Below are 15203 nucleotides of genomic sequence, written 5' to 3'. Positions count from 1 at the left end.
TGTATGACTACTCAGGCTTTTTCTCCCGAAGTGTATTCGCGCCGGCTCGCGGCCGCGCAAGAAGCGGCCACCCAGCAGGGCATTGACCTTTTGCTGATTGGCACCGGCCCCGATTTCGCCTACCTGACCGGTTCGTGGGTATCGTCCCACGAACGCCTGACGGTGCTGGCGGTTCCGCAGAGCGGTACCCCGTGGATTGTCTCGCCGAATACGGATATTACGGATATTAAATCGGCGCCCGTCGGCAAGCTCGATGTGGAGCTGCGCGGGTGGAATGACGGCGATAATCCCTACGAGCTCGCCCTCAAGGGCGCTGCGCCGATCAAGAAGGTCGCTCTGGGCCAATCCCTGACTGCGGACCACATCCTGCAGTTCCAGGCGCTCGTGCCCGAGACGGATTATGTCCTTGCCACCTACGCGCTCGCAGAGCTGTTTACCCGCAAGGATGAGGCGGAAATCGCAGAGCTGCGCAGGGCCGGCCAGGCCATCGACGCCGTGCACGCCCAGGTTCCTGGGCTCCTGCAGCCCGGCCGCACCGAGGCCGAGGTGGCGCACGAACTGGAAAAGCTCATCCTCGAAGAACATTCCATCATTGACTTTGTCATCGTGGGCTCTGGCCCGAATGGCGCCAATCCGCACCACAGCTTCTCTGACCGGAAGCTGGCTGCGGGCGAGCCCGTCGTCGTGGATCTCGGAGGCACCTTGCCCTCCGGCTACCATTCCGATTGCACCCGCACCTACGTCGTAGGCGGCGATCTTAGCCAGGCACCGCAGGACTTCCAGGACGCTTATGCAGTGCTTTACGATGCCCAAGCGGCCGCCCGCGCCGCCGCCAAACCCGGCAGCACTGCCGAGGAAATCGATGCGGTTGCTAGGAAGGCTATTGCCGATGCCGGCTGGGGCAATAAATTCGTCCACCGCACCGGCCACGGAATTGGTCTCTCGACCCACGAAGAGCCCTTCATCATGGAGGGAAATGACCTAGCGCTGGAAGAGGGCATGGCCTTTTCCATCGAGCCAGGCATTTACCTGGAAGGCCAGTGGGGCATACGCCTAGAAGACATCGTGGTCCTTACCAAGGATGGCTACGAGTCCCTCAACGTCGTTGAACGCGAAGTGCGCTAAGTGGCTGGCGTACTGATCCTAGGCGGGCGCAGCGATATCGGCGGTGAAATCGCCCGTCGCGTGGCCTGCGGCAACGACATCGTCCTCGCCGCGCGCGGGACGCACGGGCTTGAGGAGGTAACCTCTCAGCTAGAGGCCGCAGGTGCACGCAGCGTCTACCAGCTGTCCTTCGATGCGGAGGATTTCTCCCAGCACCGCCAGATCTTTGCCGAGGCCAAGGAACGCGTCGGCGCCATTGAGCTGACTGTGGTCGCCTTCGGCATCCTAGGGGATCAAGATAAAGCGGAACTCGATCCGTCCCAGGCAGCACAAATCGCCACTATCGACTACACCGCCCAGGTCTCCGTGCTGACGGTGGCGGCGCAGTCGATGCTGCGCGGCCATATCGTGGCCTTTTCCTCCATCGCTGGCTGGCGGGCCCGCCGCGCCAATTATGTCTACGGTTCCACCAAGGCTGGCCTGGATGCATTTTGTCAGGGCCTTGCGGATAGGTTGCACGGCAGTGGGCTTGGGTTGATTACCGCGCGCCCCGGGTTCGTCATCGGGTCTATGACCCAAGGAATGAAACCGGCCCCGCTATCGGTGCGGCCAGGCGATGTCGCCGATGCCGTCGTTGCTTGCATAGACAACGACGACCGCCGCGGTCAGGCACGCAGCCACACCCTGTGGATCCCGAAGGCCCTGCAGGCTTTGGCCTGGGTCATGCGGCTCGTGCCCCGGCCCGTGTGGCGGCACATGCCGCGTTAGTCGGCCTCGCCCTCCCGCAGCAGGGGCGAGTTGATGTCGAAGATGAAACCGCGCGGGGCGAGCACGCGGAGGACGACCTCGGCATCGCCCTCTGCGATGTCGTGAAAGACGAGACCTCCCCACGGGGTGACCGTGATGTCCACCTCGAGCTGGCCGATGAGCTGCGCGAACTGCGCCGGTATGGCGCCTTGATAGACGCCCGCGCCAAGGTTGACCACGCCTTCTGCCTGGTGCTCATCCAACCAACCAATGGGCCCAGGTTCTGCGGCGAGTTCCGCACCAGCCGCCCCGGTGGCCTTCGCCTCAGTGCCTTTTGCTTCGGTACTCCTCGCCTCGGTGCGCAAGGCACCGAGGCGCTGGAGGTGGGTTGCGGCATCGGCAAGCGAGAGGCCCGCGGTCGGGCTGTTAGTGGCGGGGGACTGGGTGATGTTTAAGGTGGCATCGTCAAGCAGCTGCATACTAACCTGCGCGGCAGAGGCCGGCAGATCGTCGGCGGGAGTAGTAATCGCGAGCGACTCCAAGCCCGGCTGTTCGGTATTCAGGTGCGTGGTCAGCTGGCGCGCGGCTTGCTTCGCCGCGGCAGAAAGGGGAGAGGCCAGCACAGGAATGTGGAAGCTCTGCAGCTCTAATTTATCCAGCTCCGCCGCAAGCTGGGCCTTGTCTGTAATTCCCCGCAACTCGATGGCGGAATTAGGGCTAATGTAGACGCTGCCATCGGCCCAGTGCGCCGCGCAATAACCCAAATGGATCCAATCATTGGGGCTGGTAAAACCGCCCACAACGTGCAGGCGCAGGGAAGTGCCGGACTCGGGATGCTGGAAAAATTCGGGGTAATGCATAACCTGCCAGTGTAGCCGGTTAGAAGCACTGCGCTGGGATCGAGTGTTGCCAGCATATCGTCAGCTTTGCTCGTTAAACTGGAAACTATGCCGTTTTTATATCTCGTCCTCTATATGCTGGCGGAAACCCTAGCGTTTTGGGCCGTCGCCGAGTGGATTGGCCTCTTTTGGGCGTTCATTGCTCTGTTCATCACCATGTTCTTTGGAATGTCCATCGCCGGTATTGAGGTGCGCCGGTTGATGGGTAAACAGGTAGAACAGGCTGGTGACGGGACCTACTACGTCCGCGATAACGACATGGGTAAAACCGCCGGGAATGTGGGCCTAACCTTGGCCGGTGGCATGTTGCTGTCCCTGCCTGGGTTTTTGACCAGTTTTATTGGTATCTTGCTCATCTTCGCCCCAACGCGGTCGCTGTTTCGAAAGTTTATGGCCGTATCCATCTACCGCAAGGTGGAGAAGATGGGTGTGCGCATTTACGAGGCATCGCCCATGGCACAGCAGCACGATAGCTATGGCAATTTTGGATCCTTTGGGCAGGCCTCGGGCCAATCTTTTGGGCAAACGTCTGGTCAGAGCGATTCCCACGAAGTTATCGACGAAGAAGAGCTGCGCAACTGGTCCGAAAACCTGGATCCTGATGACTTCGGTCCCCGCGGCGATGGCAATTCGCAGGACGGAAAATAAGTGGCGATATTTTTCGCCCGCCTCGTCATAGCGGGCATATCTGGTGCGCTGACCTTTACCGCCCTTGAGCCGCGCGGCTGGTGGTGGGGTGCGATCATTGGCATCGCCCTGCTGTATGTGAGCCTCATGCCTTGGCGTGGGCGACAGGTGCGCGGGGCCACAGGCGCGCTTTTGGCGGTGGCGCACGGGCTGATTCTGTACTTGCTGAGCCTGCCCTGGATTGGCGAGTTGGTAGGGACCGTGCCCTATGCGGCGCTTGCCATCTGGCTTTCGGTATATGCCATCCTTTTAGGGATATTCGGGGCCTCTGTGGCGCGGTGGCGATATGGATTTCTGGTCTTTCCCTTCGTGTACCTCGCCGTGGAGGTCCTGCGTTCCTCGGTGCCTTTTGGTGGTTTCCCTTGGGTCAAACTGGCGTGGGGACAAATCGAAGGGCCCTTAGCCAATCTCGCCCCGTGGGGCGGGACCTCCCTGATTACAGTGGCAACGGTGCTGTGCGCCTGCGGCCTTGCCGGCTTATTGCTGCGCGGCGGGCGCGTAAAGGTCGCCGCTGGCGCCGCCCTTATTCTCCCGCTCATTGCGGGACTCGCGGCCGGGCGCGGCATCGATCCTGCCGATACCAAGGTGGGCGATACCAAGGTGGCGGCCATTCAAGGTAACGTGCCGCGCAGCGGTCTGGACTTCGCCGGGCAGCGTCGCGCGGTACTAAATAACCACGTTCAGGAAACGGAGAAGCTCGCGCGCCGCGAAGACGATATAGATCTGGTGATCTGGCCGGAAAATTCTTCCGATATTGATCCTTTCCGCGATGGGGAAGCAGCCCAAGCCATTAGCGGGGCCGTCGATGCCATTGACGCTCCCGTGCTGGTCGGTACCGCCACCCGCGATGAGGTAGGCGCGCGCAATACCATGCAAGTCTTTACCCCTGGCCATGGTGTGGGCGATCACCACCATAAGAAGTACCTGCAGCCGTTCGGTGAGACCATGCCCATGCGGGACTTCTTCGCGCATTTCTCTGACTACGTTGACCTCGCCGGTGATTTCAAGGCAGGGGACGGGCCCGGTGTGGTCTCCATGAATTCCGTCGCGGTAGGTGTGGCGACCTGTTATGAGGTCTCCTTCGATAATGCCTTCCATGAATCCGTCAAAAACGGCGCGCAGATTCTGACGACTCCGACCAATAACGCAACATTCGGCTTTTCCGATATGACGTACCAGCAGCTGGCTATGAGCAGGCTGCGCGCGCTAGAAACAGACCGCGCCGTCGTGGTTGCAGCCACCTCTGGAGTGTCCGCACTCGTGCACCCAGACGGCAGCGTGAGCCAATCCACGGAGCTTTTTGAGCCCGCGGCACTGGTAGAACGCCTGCCACTGAAAACCGGCGAAACATTTTCGGTGCGCTACGGTTCGCTCATGCAGTGGCTGATGGTTATTATTGGTACCGTCTGCGCACTCATTGCCGTGCGTACTAACCGATTGGGTCGTACACCTCGCGGTGTCGGCGCTAAAGAAAAGTAGGAGCATTAATTACTGTGAGCACTCTTGATTCTGCGACGCTGGTTATCATCCCAACGTATAACGAGATTGAAAACCTTCCCCTGATTACCGGCCGCGTCCGCGAGGCGCTGCCAGAGGTTCACATCCTCGTTGTGGATGATAATTCCCCCGACGGCACCGGCGAGAAGGCCGATGCTTTCGCAGCAGAAGATGACCACATTCACGTGCTACACCGCGAGGGCAAGGGCGGCCTTTTGGGCGCTTATATCGCCGGCTTCGAATGGGGCCTGGAGCGCGACTACCAGGTCCTTTGTGAGATGGATGCCGATGGCTCCCACGCCCCAGAACAGCTGCACTTGCTGTTGGAGGAGATTGACGAGGGCGCGGACCTAGTCATCGGTTCCCGCTACGTGCCGGGCGGCGAGACCGTCAATTGGCCGGCATCCCGCGAGTACCTGTCCCGCTTGGGCAACCTCTATATCTCTTTCGCGCTCGGAACCGACCTGTCCGATATGACCGCCGGCTACCGTGCCTTCCGCCGCGAGCTTTTGGAAGACATCGACTTTGATGAGCTGTCCAAGGCCGGCTATATCTTCCAGGTGGACTTGGCCTTCCGCGCGGTCAAGGCTGGATACGATATCCGCGAGGTGCCCATCACCTTCACCGAGCGCGAGTACGGTGAGTCCAAGCTGGATGGTTCCTTTGTCAAGGACTCCCTCTTCGAGGTAACCAAGTGGGGCGTGGCCCACCGCGCGGAGCAGGTGAAGGATTTTGCCGGCGAGATGTCCAAGCTGGCGGACCACGAGGTCAAATACGGCTCCGTTCACAATGCTGGTCAGAAGGCCCGCAACGGTGTCGGTTGGGCCACCAATTTGGCCAATGAGCTGGGATACTTGGTCAAGCACCAGGTGGGCCAGCTGACTAAGAAGAAGTAATCTAGGCAGCATTAAAGCCCGTACCCCGTGCCAAAATGGCAGTCAGGGTACGGGCTTTAATTAATTCCGTCTTCGCCTTTAAGACTTCTTCTGCTGTTCTTGCTCCTTGAGGAGGCGAGCAGCGGTCCGACGGCGGGAACGCAGGTGGTTAATGCGCTCTTCCAAAAGCTCATCGAGTTCCTCGATGGAACGGCGCTCCCGCAGCATATCCCAGTGGGTGCGCGGTGGCTTGATGGGCTTAGCTTCCACGCCTTCGCCCTCTACGAGGTGGCCCAGCTTGCCATTCTTGCACATCCACTCTTCAGGGATTTCTGCCTCATGTGCAAAGGGCACCTCATAAATCTCACCATCGTCCGTGCGGTATTTCACCATCTGGCGCGGTGCGAGGTCGTGGTCGCGGTCAGTTTCGTAGCTGACTGCACCCATACGGCTGCCACGGAGTACGCGATCTGCCATGCAACATCATCCTTTTCAAAGAGATCCCTGATTGACGGCGATAGTTTCGCCTAAGAGCTATTTATTATAACGAACACCCACGCGGTATTGTTCCCAGCCCGCCGATTAATGGACTAAAGTGTATCTGGTGATCCGTACAGCTAGTCGTGAAAGCAATGTCGGTTCCTGCCAATGGTGTGGAAAGGATATTGACCAAGGCGGTAGGGGACGACCACGTAAGTTTTGCAGCGCCTCGTGCAAACAGCGTGCTTATGAACAAAGAAACAATGTTAGTGGCACGGATATTCCTGCCGATGCAGTAATCTTGAGCCCAGATAAAGTGCAAGGCTTGCGCGACGGCCTTTTTGAATTGCGGTGTTCCGCAGAAGACATTCAAACTGCCGCAAAAGAAGGCGCGAGCGCGGAAGAGCTTTCCAGTCTGTGTGAGGAGCTTATTTCGCTGGCTCGGCGTTTAGAAGGACTTCGATAGTAGATGAAAAAGCTTTTTTATAACCGGAAACTCGTCGTTTCCATCTTCGTGGTTTTAATCCTCGTGCTTACCGCCGTAGCGATCGGCCCGATTGTGTACTCGCTTTTCAAAAGCGGCGGCGTCAAGACGGAGCCCGTGACTGCCGATGGCGCCAAGGCAGCCTCAACGCCGGTCGACGGTTCCTGGTCTGTGGCCAAGGGCCGCGCCGATAACCACACCTCGGTGGGCTTTACCTTCGACGAGGTTCTGCCGGCGGAGAGGACGTCCACCTCTGGGGCGACCACGGAGGTCACCGGCCAGGCGGAGATTTCCGATTCCACGCTGGAATCCGCCACCATCACGGTGAATATGGATTCCTTGACCACGGATAAGAAAGTCCGCGACCAAAATATGAAGTCCAAGCTCTTTAAGACCTCAGACTTCCCAGAATCGTCTTTCACGCTTACCAAGTCCGTCTCACTTGCCGATGTCCCCGAAGACGGCACCGTCGGTTCCGTTAAGCTCACCGGTGACCTCACGATCAAGGACAAGACGCAGGAAATCACCCATGAGTTCGATGTCCTGCGCGACGGCGACGATATCGTCATTGGCGGCGATATTCCGATTAACCGCTTGGACTACAACGTGGAGACGCCAGACATGCTGGCGGCCAAAGTTGCCGAGGACGGCGAGATCAACCTGCGCATCTCCTTGAATAAGGACTAGACCGTGAATTCTCGACGCTTAATTTCCGTGCTGTGGTTCCGCCTCGTAGTCGTCATAGCTTTCTCGATTTTCGTTGCGGTCCAACAGATGTGGCTAGTCACGGCGTTTGCAGCATTGCTAGCCGTATTAACCATCTGGCAGCTGTGGAGCGCCTACAAAAACCAATAGCGTTATTTTAACGTCACTGTGACTAAATGCCGGGGTATAAGTGTGCCAAGGTCCAGCGGCAGGAAAGGACCGCCTGAAGCGAATCTCGACTCAATCGGACGTCCGAGTCGTCCGGAGCCGTGGCGTGCCGCCTGCCAGACACTCAACACAAGCCTCGCCGAAACGATTTCTCAAGCCAGGCTCGCTTCAGGAATCTAAACCCTGGCCACTGAGGAGCCGAAGTCGCAGAAGCTTTGACGCTCTCAAGACCCTAGCGTGCAGCAACAGGTAGGCCAGCCAACATCCCGGACCGAATCCACGGACCTAAGGGGTTATACTCAAGCCGCCCTCAGCTTAACCTGCAGATCCCCATAATTGTCCGATAATGTACATTATGTCATTTTAGATCCGTAGAAGTCCCTCCCATCGTGCCGCGGCCCTTAATCCAAGAATGGTCCAGCCACCCGGGCGCAAAGTGTTCCAAATTTACAAATAGAGCCCCTCAAAAGGCCCAAATCGGCTCGCTATTTGCAAAAACGCATCACGCCATGCCAGCGCATCCCGCATGCAAGCCATGCCGGCACATCACACCAACCCCACACACCACATACACCAAACGTGCAACGCCCAAGGCCAACACATATGCTGGACTTCATGACTATTCAACGCGTTGTCACTAAGCCTTCCCGCGCCGCCCTTTTCTTGGTTTTGAACATTGCAGAAGGCGGCGAGCAAGCCACTCGGGACATGCTCTCCGCATTTGGCGATACCTTCAAGTCCGTCAATTTCCGCCATAACGAGGGCGAGCTGTACACGGTCGTTGGCATCGGCGCCAACATGTGGCCACGCCTCACCAGCGCTCCCCGCCCGGACAAGCTCAAGGAGTTCGAGCCGCTCCAGGGAACGTACAAGGCGCCTTCCACGCCCGGTGATATCCTGCTGCATTTCCGCGCGAATACCTATGACCTCTGCCACGAAATGGCGCGCCAGGTATTGCACCAGCTGGGCGATGCAGCCACCGTCATCGATGAGACCCAGGGTTTCAAGTACTTGGACCAGCGCGACCTCTTAGGCTTTGTGGATGGCACCGCCAATCCCCTCCCCGAGGAAGCTCTAGAGACAGTGCTGCTTGCCGATGACGCCGATTATCCCCGCGGCTCCTACGTCACAGTGCAAAAATACACCCATGACCTCGATAAATGGAGCGGTATCAGCACCGAAGAGCAGGAACGCGTTATCGGGCGTACCAAGGCCGATGACGTGGAGCTCGATGAGGATGCGCAGCCATCAAATTCCCACGTGGCTCTCAATGACCTCGAGGAGGACATCTACCGCGAGAACATGGTCTTCGGTTCCTTTGCCGCAGGTGAGATGGGTACTTACTTTATCGGATATGCCAAGGACCCAGAGGATATTAATGAGCGTTTGCGCAATATGTTCATCGGCGATCCCGAAGGCAATTATGACCGGATCCTGGACTTCTCCACGGCCCTGACTGGAACGAACTTTTTCGTCCCGAGCGTTGACCTGCTAGACGAATTCGACGAGCTTCCGCAATAAAAATCCTAGCGGCGCCCGCCGCGATTGCGGTGGGTCAGTCCGAATTGGACGGAGTCTATCATCCCGAGGCTCATGAGCGCCTCACGAAGCGCGAATTGGAAGGTCCATAACCTGCGGAAAACCGGATCAAAGCCGGCAGCGGCGGCCTCGCGAAGATGCCCATCAAAAAAGGATCGCTGCTGGCGCAGGGATTCGATATAGTGGCTGCCCACGTGCGTTTCGGACACGATGCGCAAGTGCGAGTTCTTATCCACGAGCCGGTGCACGTCCATGGTCAGCGGATAGTCGAGTCCTGGCCAGATATAGGCCCGCATGGCCTGCAAGGATGCTCGGGCAGCCTCCGACATGGCGTCGGTGGCAACAATGGATTGAAAAGCCGCCCGACCGTTTGCGGTAAGGAATCGGTCAAGGACCCGAATATATGCCTTGCGCTCCCGCGGGCTTAATTGCTCGAACTTTTCCACGCTGATGATCGCATCGTAGTGCCCGCGCCATTGCTTCGGGCTCGGAACGGGATCCGGAATCCGCTCTATGTGGATAGAGTCTTCCGTTCCAGCAAAGACAAGTGCCTCACGCATCTGGGTGATCTGTTCAACATCGCTGGTCAGGACATCGACAGTGGCGCGGCGCTTGGTAGCGCGTATCGCGGCCTGCATCCCGGCCGCGGGATAAACCAGAATGTGGGTACCGGCGCCGGTGCGGGTGGCATCGAGAAGCCAATCTGCTGCCCTACGCTGCGCCTCACCTAAGTCGTCCCGGTCCACATTGGTGGGTTCGCTCACCGTGGTGACATCAACGAAGTGGCTCTTCGGTTCCCGGCTTCCGGCTTTCGGGGTAAAGCTTTCGACCGTTTCCCGGATCGTCGTCGGCACGCCGCTGGAGAAGATCCCACCGACGTGGCTTAACCCATCGCCAGCATAGAGGCGCACTAGGTCGAGAGGCAGCTCCCCTGGCTCTGAATCTCCTACTCTAACCCCCTGTGGCTTGGGAAGATACCCCACCTGCAGGAGCTTGCCTAAAACCTTCACCAATTGAGTGGAGGATGCGACGGTCCATTCGCCTGCCATATAGCTTTCGGCAAAACCTAACCAGCCCGTGGCAGCGATTCGCTCGAATAACGCATCGTGGCCCACCTTCAAATCGGGGCCGCCTGCTGCATCGAGTTCCAGCTCCAAACCGGCATTATCGCAGGCCTTGGCAAATTCTGCCTCGGCCCGTCGGGATTTTAGCGTCGCCCAGCGCTGCGATGGCACGGTCGCGATATTGGGCCATGCCTCCGCGTCGATGGAGCGTAGATGCTCGGGGGTGGAAAAACTCATGGTTTGGGGAGCGCTCCTGGGTGCAAGGGTCACGGTTGAGCTTATTTTAGCCAGATTCTGAGCGGTTTCGGTTAAGGCGCTCCGCATGAAAGGAAACCCGAAACGCATGTAAATGGGTATCAAGTATGCACGTTATGTAACGAGCGTTTACACTATACGGGTACTTAAATAAGCTTTCTCGAGGAAGGTCGCATTAATTCCATGACTGATACCCCTTATCGTCCAAACGGAAGCCGTCACCACGTCGTCGTGGTTGGCGGTGGATTCGGCGGTCTTAACACTGTGAAGAAGTTGAAGAACGCCGATGTTGAGATCACCCTCATCGATAAGAAGAACCACCACCTGTTCCAGCCAATGCTCTACCAGGTGGCTACCGGCATGATTTCCGCTGGTGAGGTTGCCCCCTCGACCCGCCAGCTGCTGCGCAACCAGGATAATGTGGACTTTGTCAACGGCAACGTGACCGACATTAACCTGGAGGACCAGACGGTTACCGCCGAGCTCGATGACTTTTCGCGCACCTACTCCTACGACTCCCTCGTGGTTGCCGCTGGTTCCAGCCAGTCGTACTTTGGCAATGACCACTTCGCCGAGTTTGCCCCTGGCATGAAGACCTTGGATGATGCCCTGGAGCTGCGTTCCCGCATCATTTCCGCCTTCGAAAAAGCTGAGCTTACCGATGACCCCGCTGAGCGCGAGCGCCTCCTCACCTTCATCATCGTCGGTGCCGGCCCAACCGGTGTGGAGCTCACCGGCCAGATCGCTGAGTTGGCTAACCGCACGCTTAGCGATGTCTACTCCACCTACGGCACCTCCGCCGCAAAGATTTACCTGCTCGACGGCGCGCCCCAGGTACTCCCACCGTTTGGCAAGCGCCTCGGCCGCCGTGCCCAGCGCACCCTGGAAAAGGAAGGCGTTAACGTTCGCCTGAACGCCATGGTGACCGATGTCAACGAAGACTCCGTGACCTACAAGAACATGAAGACCGAGGAAGAGGTCACCCTCGAGGGCGCGACCAAGATCTGGTCCGCCGGTGTCGCTGCTTCCCCATTGGGCAAGATGGTCGCTGATCAAGCTGGCGTCGAGGCTGACCGCGCGGGCCGCGTATCCGTCAACGATGACATGACCGTTGGTGACTTCAACAACGTCTACATCATCGGTGACATGATGTCCCTGAACCGCCTGCCGGGTTTGGCACAGGTGGCAATTCAGGGTGGCGAGCACGTCGCCAAGCTCATCGAGACCAAGGTGGACGAGGAGTCCACGGCCGATGAAAAGGAGCCATTCGAGTACTTCGACAAGGGCTCGATGGCCATCGTGACCCGCTTCAATGCCGTCGTGAAGCTGGGCAAGACCGAATTCTCAGGCTTCCCGGGCTGGTTGGCATGGTTGGCCCTGCACCTGACCTACGTCGTTGGCCTGCGCAGCCGCTTGGCCGTATTGGTCAACTGGGCGGCTAATATCCTCTCCCGCAACCGCGGCAACCTGGAGATTACTACCCAGCAGCGCATCGCCCGCAACCTCATCGATGAGGCAGAAGAAGAGAAGAACTAAATTCTCCTCGGCACCAGCCGCCGTCCTACTACCCCGCAACGGGACTGTGGGCGGCGGCTTTTGTGGTTTTCGTTCCTATTTTCCCATTTTTGTTAGGCTTGGGCAGTACAACATGGGGTGCCACGCAGTGGCTGAGATATACCCATTGAACCTGCTCTCAGTTAGAACTAGCGAAGGGATTGTTGTGGATTGTTCATTTCTCCGTGCCCACGATGCGGTGCGCGATACCGCTCCACTTATTCAGTGCTTGACCAATAAGGTCGTCAGCAATATTTCTGCCAACGCGCTGTTGGCCATCGGCGCCAGCCCAGCAATGGTAGATACTCCAGATGAGTCGCAAGATTTTGCGAAGATCGCCAGTGGCGTGCTTATCAATTGCGGTACCCCGAATTCCGAACAATACGACGGCATGCGCGAGGCAATCGCCGGTGCGACCGCGGCTGGAAACCCGTGGGTCCTCGATCCCGTCGGCGCAGGTGGTCTGCACAAGCGCACCGAGTTCATGCACGAAGTCTTGCCGCAGCGCCCGACGGCGATTCGCGGCAATGCTTCCGAGATCATAGCTCTAGCAGGAACCGGAGCCGGCGGGCGCGGCGTGGAGTCCACCGATGGCGTAGAGGCGGCACTGGAACCGGCACTCAAATTGTCCCGCGAGACTGGTGCCGTTGTTGCCGTGTCTGGCCCCACGGATCTCATCGTGCAGGCAGGCGAATCGCCGAGGGCGGTAAGCCTCGAGTCCGGGCACCCGATGCTGCAAAACGTCATCGGCACGGGTTGTTCGCTGGGCGCCATCTGCGCGGCTTACCTGGCAGCGTGGGAGGATCCATTCGCAGCGATCATCGCAGCGCATGCGCATGTGGGGGCCGCGGGCAGCGTTGCCGCGGAGAAATCCTCGGCGCCCGGCTCCTTTGCGGTTGCCTGGCTCGATGCGCTGCATGAACTGTCGACCGATGGAATCAAGAAGCGGATCCCTGCCTCCGAGGTCGCAGACATTGCGGTGCTGTCATGAGCATCGATTGGACGCTGTACCTCATCACAGATCCTGAGCTCGCCGGCGGGCGGGACAAGGTCGTTCCCATCGTACAAGAGGCAGTGCGAGGCGGGGCTACCGTCGTGCAATTGCGCGATAAGGAGGCCAGCGACGAGGAGGTGGAGGCTACCGCCCGCGAGCTCATGAAGGTCTTAGGCGATGTACCGCTTTTTATCAATGACCGCGTCGAGGTAGCGGCCAGGGTGGGCTGCCACCTGCACATTGGCCAAAACGATATGGATTTACACCAAGCACGCGCGCTGCTCGGCCCCGATAAGCTCATCGGGCTTTCGGTGGGCACACGGGAAGAGTTGGACGCCATTGACCCGCAGGAGGCCCCCGATGTCATTGGCATCGGCCCGGTTTATTCGACGGCGACCAAGAAGAATGCGCCAGCGGGAATCGGCGCTGAGGCAGCCAGGCGCCTTGCCACCGCGGCGCGCGAACGCGGCATCGAGTCCGTCGCTATCGGCGGCATCAAGGCGCACAATGCCCACGAACTTTCTGCAAGCGACTTCGCAGGGATCTGCGTGGTCAGCGACGTTATGGCTGCTGGTGACCCGGCAGCGGCAGCACACAACCTAAAGGAGGCCTACCGTGGCTAAAGGAACCTACCCTCGTATTCTCTCGATTGCTGGAACTGATCCCACAGGCGGAGCCGGCATCCAGGCCGATCTGAAGTCCATCGCCGCCGCGGGCGGGTATGGAATGAGCGTGGTCACCGCGCTGGTGGCCCAAAATACCCAGGGCGTGCGCAGTGTCCACGTCCCGCCGCTGGATTTCCTCCAAGAGCAGCTGGATTCGGTCCGCGAGGACGTAGACATCGATGCCATTAAGATCGGCATGCTTGCCGATGCCCCCATCACCGACCTCGTGTCCACCTTCCTCGACCAGATCGAGCCGTCCGTCCCCGTGGTCTTGGACCCGGTCATGGTGGCCACCAGCGGCGACCGCCTCTTGGCCCCCGAGGCGGAAAAGGCGGTGCGCGAGCTGTGCTCCCGTGCTGATGTCATCACGCCCAACCTCAAGGAGCTAGCCGTGCTGACGCAGACGGAGGAAGCCACGGATTTGGACCGTGCCATCGAGGTGGCTAAGGCGTGGGCCGCTGAGGCGGATACGGCGGTCATCGTCAAGGGCGGGCACCTTGACTCGGCGATTGCCGATAACGCCGTGGTCACTCCCGATGGCAAGGTTCACCGCGTGGAATCGGCCCGAGTGCAGACCAAGAATACCCACGGCACGGGCTGCTCCCTCTCCTCTGCCCTAGCAACGCGGCTTGGCGCAGGCGATGATGCCGCCACCGCCCTTGAGTGGTCGACGGACTGGTTGCACGAGGCGATTGCTAATGCGGATGCGCTGGGCGTCGGCAAGGGCAGCGGGCCGGTAGACCACCTGCACCGCTCGCAGCGCTTGATGCGGGCTGCATCCTCGGTCCCGCTTCCTCACTTGGCTGGACCTTTGGAAGAGGTAGAAAATCCCGAACAGCCGCGGGTTGCCGCCGCTGGCCCGTACACGCAGCGCCTGTGGAATATCGCAGCGGAGCACTGGGATCAGGTAAAGGCGCTACCCTTCATGCAGAAGCTCGGGTCCGGAGCACTCGCCAACGATGCTTTCAGTTTCTACCTTGATCAGGATTCGCAGTACCTGGCGTCCTACTCGAAGGCCTTGGCTCGCTTGGCCAGCCAGGCACCCGATACCGCACAGCAATTGCACTGGGCGCAGGGCGCCTACGAATGCCTCGCAGAGGAGGCTGAGCTGCACCGCGGGTGGTTGAAGGATTCGGCCACCACGGCACCATCGCGGGTCACCTGCGCTTATACGGATTTTCTGATTCGCAGCACGCACACGGAAGATTATGCCGTCGGCATCGCGGCGGTACTTCCCTGCTACTGGCTGTATGCGGAGGTAGGCCTGCATTTGGCGGAATTCGACTCGCCCGATCACCCCTACCATGCTTGGTTGGAGGTCTACGGCGGCGAAGATTTCCTCGCCGGGGTGCGCGAGAGCATCAAGATTGTGGAGGAAAACCTGGAGAAGGCGGATGAGGCCACTCGGACCCGCGCCGAGCGCGCCTTTATCAGCGCCAGCATCCACGAGGTCGATTTCTTCGACCAAGCGGACCGGCGCTTTTAA

General features: G+C 59.3%; 16 protein-coding genes and 1 riboswitch. Of the genes, 13 read left to right on the top strand and 3 right to left on the bottom strand.

The features are described from left to right. Positions 1 to 3 precede the first annotated feature (3 nt). Positions 4 to 1125, top strand: coding sequence for a M24 family metallopeptidase (locus tag ACLI1T_RS05920; RefSeq protein ID WP_411702169.1), 1122 nt, complete (start codon positions 4 to 6; stop codon positions 1123 to 1125). Beyond that, complete coding sequence (locus ACLI1T_RS05915) at positions 1126 to 1872, top strand: SDR family oxidoreductase (RefSeq protein WP_349886554.1); 747 nt, start codon at positions 1126 to 1128, stop codon at positions 1870 to 1872. It begins immediately after the preceding gene. Here the strand turns inward: ACLI1T_RS05915 and ACLI1T_RS05910 are convergent. Next, positions 1869 to 2711, bottom strand: coding sequence for a precorrin-3B synthase (locus tag ACLI1T_RS05910; RefSeq protein ID WP_411702168.1), 843 nt, complete (start codon positions 2709 to 2711; stop codon positions 1869 to 1871). The genes ACLI1T_RS05915 and ACLI1T_RS05910 overlap by 4 nt on opposite strands. 87 nt (positions 2712 to 2798) lie before the next feature. Between ACLI1T_RS05910 and ACLI1T_RS05905 the strand changes: the two genes are divergently transcribed. The 3 genes from ACLI1T_RS05905 to ACLI1T_RS05895 are packed head-to-tail and all read left to right on the top strand — an operon-like array spanning position 2799 to position 5830. Continuing rightward, entirely contained in the window at positions 2799 to 3398 is a 600-nt protein-coding gene (locus ACLI1T_RS05905; RefSeq protein WP_411702167.1) for an FxsA family protein, read from the top strand. Then, positions 3399 to 4916, top strand: a complete 1518-nt coding sequence (gene lnt / locus ACLI1T_RS05900; protein ID WP_411702166.1) for an apolipoprotein N-acyltransferase — start codon at positions 3399 to 3401, stop codon at positions 4914 to 4916. Between the two features lie 14 nt (positions 4917 to 4930). After that, positions 4931 to 5830 (top strand): polyprenol monophosphomannose synthase, encoded by a 900-nt coding sequence (locus ACLI1T_RS05895; RefSeq protein WP_023022315.1) that lies wholly within the window; start codon positions 4931 to 4933, stop codon positions 5828 to 5830. A gap of 78 nt (positions 5831 to 5908) precedes the next feature. Here the strand turns inward: ACLI1T_RS05895 and ACLI1T_RS05890 are convergent, their stop codons facing one another. Next, entirely contained in the window at positions 5909 to 6286 is a 378-nt protein-coding gene (locus ACLI1T_RS05890) for an RNA polymerase-binding protein RbpA (protein WP_005279221.1), read from the bottom strand. A 124-nt stretch (positions 6287 to 6410) separates the two neighbouring features. On the opposite strand from ACLI1T_RS05890, the gene ACLI1T_RS05885 reads away from it, so the two are divergent. From ACLI1T_RS05885 to ACLI1T_RS05870, 4 genes are all read left to right on the top strand, one after another. Then, positions 6411 to 6755 carry a hypothetical protein gene (locus ACLI1T_RS05885; protein ID WP_411703298.1) on the top strand — a complete coding sequence of 115 codons (345 nt, stop codon included), beginning with the start codon at positions 6411 to 6413 and terminating at the stop codon, positions 6753 to 6755. 3 nt (positions 6756 to 6758) lie between these two features. Then, positions 6759 to 7460 (top strand): YceI family protein, encoded by a 702-nt coding sequence (locus ACLI1T_RS05880; protein WP_411702165.1) that lies wholly within the window; start codon positions 6759 to 6761, stop codon positions 7458 to 7460. Positions 7461 to 7463: 3 nt separating this feature from the next. After that, entirely contained in the window at positions 7464 to 7628 is a 165-nt protein-coding gene (locus ACLI1T_RS05875) for a hypothetical protein (protein WP_284770679.1), read from the top strand. Between the two features lie 633 nt (positions 7629 to 8261). Then, a complete protein-coding gene (locus ACLI1T_RS05870) occupies positions 8262 to 9167 on the top strand; it encodes a Dyp-type peroxidase (protein WP_411702164.1) in 906 nt (301 codons plus the stop codon). Positions 9168 to 9172: 5 nt separating this feature from the next. On the opposite strand, the gene ACLI1T_RS05865 is transcribed toward ACLI1T_RS05870, so the two are convergent. After that, entirely contained in the window at positions 9173 to 10486 is a 1314-nt protein-coding gene (locus ACLI1T_RS05865) for a class I SAM-dependent methyltransferase (RefSeq protein ID WP_411702163.1), read from the bottom strand. A 201-nt stretch (positions 10487 to 10687) separates the two neighbouring features. Here ACLI1T_RS05865 and ACLI1T_RS05860 point away from each other — a divergent pair, with 201 nt between their 5' ends. The 4 genes from ACLI1T_RS05860 (at position 10688) to ACLI1T_RS05845 (ending at position 15203) form a co-directional block, all read left to right on the top strand. After that, positions 10688 to 12040: an NAD(P)/FAD-dependent oxidoreductase gene (locus ACLI1T_RS05860; protein ID WP_023022305.1), complete on the top strand. Its 1353-nt coding sequence runs from the start codon at positions 10688 to 10690 to the stop codon at positions 12038 to 12040. A 103-nt stretch (positions 12041 to 12143) separates the two neighbouring features. Next, a riboswitch (TPP riboswitch) is annotated at positions 12144 to 12237 on the top strand. Beyond that, entirely contained in the window at positions 12225 to 13049 is an 825-nt protein-coding gene (gene thiM / locus ACLI1T_RS05855) for a hydroxyethylthiazole kinase (RefSeq protein WP_411702162.1), read from the top strand. It overlaps the preceding riboswitch by 13 nt. Continuing rightward, a complete protein-coding gene (gene thiE / locus ACLI1T_RS05850) occupies positions 13046 to 13675 on the top strand; it encodes a thiamine phosphate synthase (protein WP_411702161.1) in 630 nt (209 codons plus the stop codon). The genes thiM and thiE overlap by 4 nt, the downstream gene beginning before the upstream one ends. Continuing rightward, positions 13668 to 15203: a bifunctional hydroxymethylpyrimidine kinase/phosphomethylpyrimidine kinase gene (locus tag ACLI1T_RS05845; protein WP_411702160.1), complete on the top strand. Its 1536-nt coding sequence runs from the start codon at positions 13668 to 13670 to the stop codon at positions 15201 to 15203. Before thiE ends, ACLI1T_RS05845 begins: the two co-directional genes overlap by 8 nt.

It is taken from the genome of Corynebacterium tuingiense, from assembly GCF_046718165.1.
Taxonomy (GTDB): domain Bacteria; phylum Actinomycetota; class Actinomycetes; order Mycobacteriales; family Mycobacteriaceae; genus Corynebacterium.
Note: the sequence above shows the minus strand (reverse complement) of the source record. Positions and strands in the feature narration are given on the sequence as shown.

What these genes read in the sequence shown, in the direction of transcription:
- ACLI1T_RS05920 (WP_411702169.1), top strand. Translation starts at nt 4, where the DNA reads ATGACTACTCAGGCTTTTTCTCCCGAAGTGTATTCGCGCCGGCTCGCG.
- ACLI1T_RS05910 (WP_411702168.1), bottom strand. Translation starts at nt 2,711, where the DNA reads ATGCATTACCCCGAATTTTTCCAGCATCCCGAGTCCGGCACTTCCCTG.
- ACLI1T_RS05905 (WP_411702167.1), top strand. Translation starts at nt 2,799, where the DNA reads ATGCCGTTTTTATATCTCGTCCTCTATATGCTGGCGGAAACCCTAGCG.
- ACLI1T_RS05890 (WP_005279221.1), bottom strand. Translation starts at nt 6,286, where the DNA reads ATGGCAGATCGCGTACTCCGTGGCAGCCGTATGGGTGCAGTCAGCTAC.
- ACLI1T_RS05880 (WP_411702165.1), top strand. Translation starts at nt 6,759, where the DNA reads ATGAAAAAGCTTTTTTATAACCGGAAACTCGTCGTTTCCATCTTCGTG.
- ACLI1T_RS05870 (WP_411702164.1), top strand. Translation starts at nt 8,262, where the DNA reads ATGACTATTCAACGCGTTGTCACTAAGCCTTCCCGCGCCGCCCTTTTC.
- ACLI1T_RS05865 (WP_411702163.1), bottom strand. Translation starts at nt 10,486, where the DNA reads ATGAGTTTTTCCACCCCCGAGCATCTACGCTCCATCGACGCGGAGGCA.
- ACLI1T_RS05860 (WP_023022305.1), top strand. Translation starts at nt 10,688, where the DNA reads ATGACTGATACCCCTTATCGTCCAAACGGAAGCCGTCACCACGTCGTC.
- thiE (WP_411702161.1), top strand. Translation starts at nt 13,046, where the DNA reads ATGAGCATCGATTGGACGCTGTACCTCATCACAGATCCTGAGCTCGCC.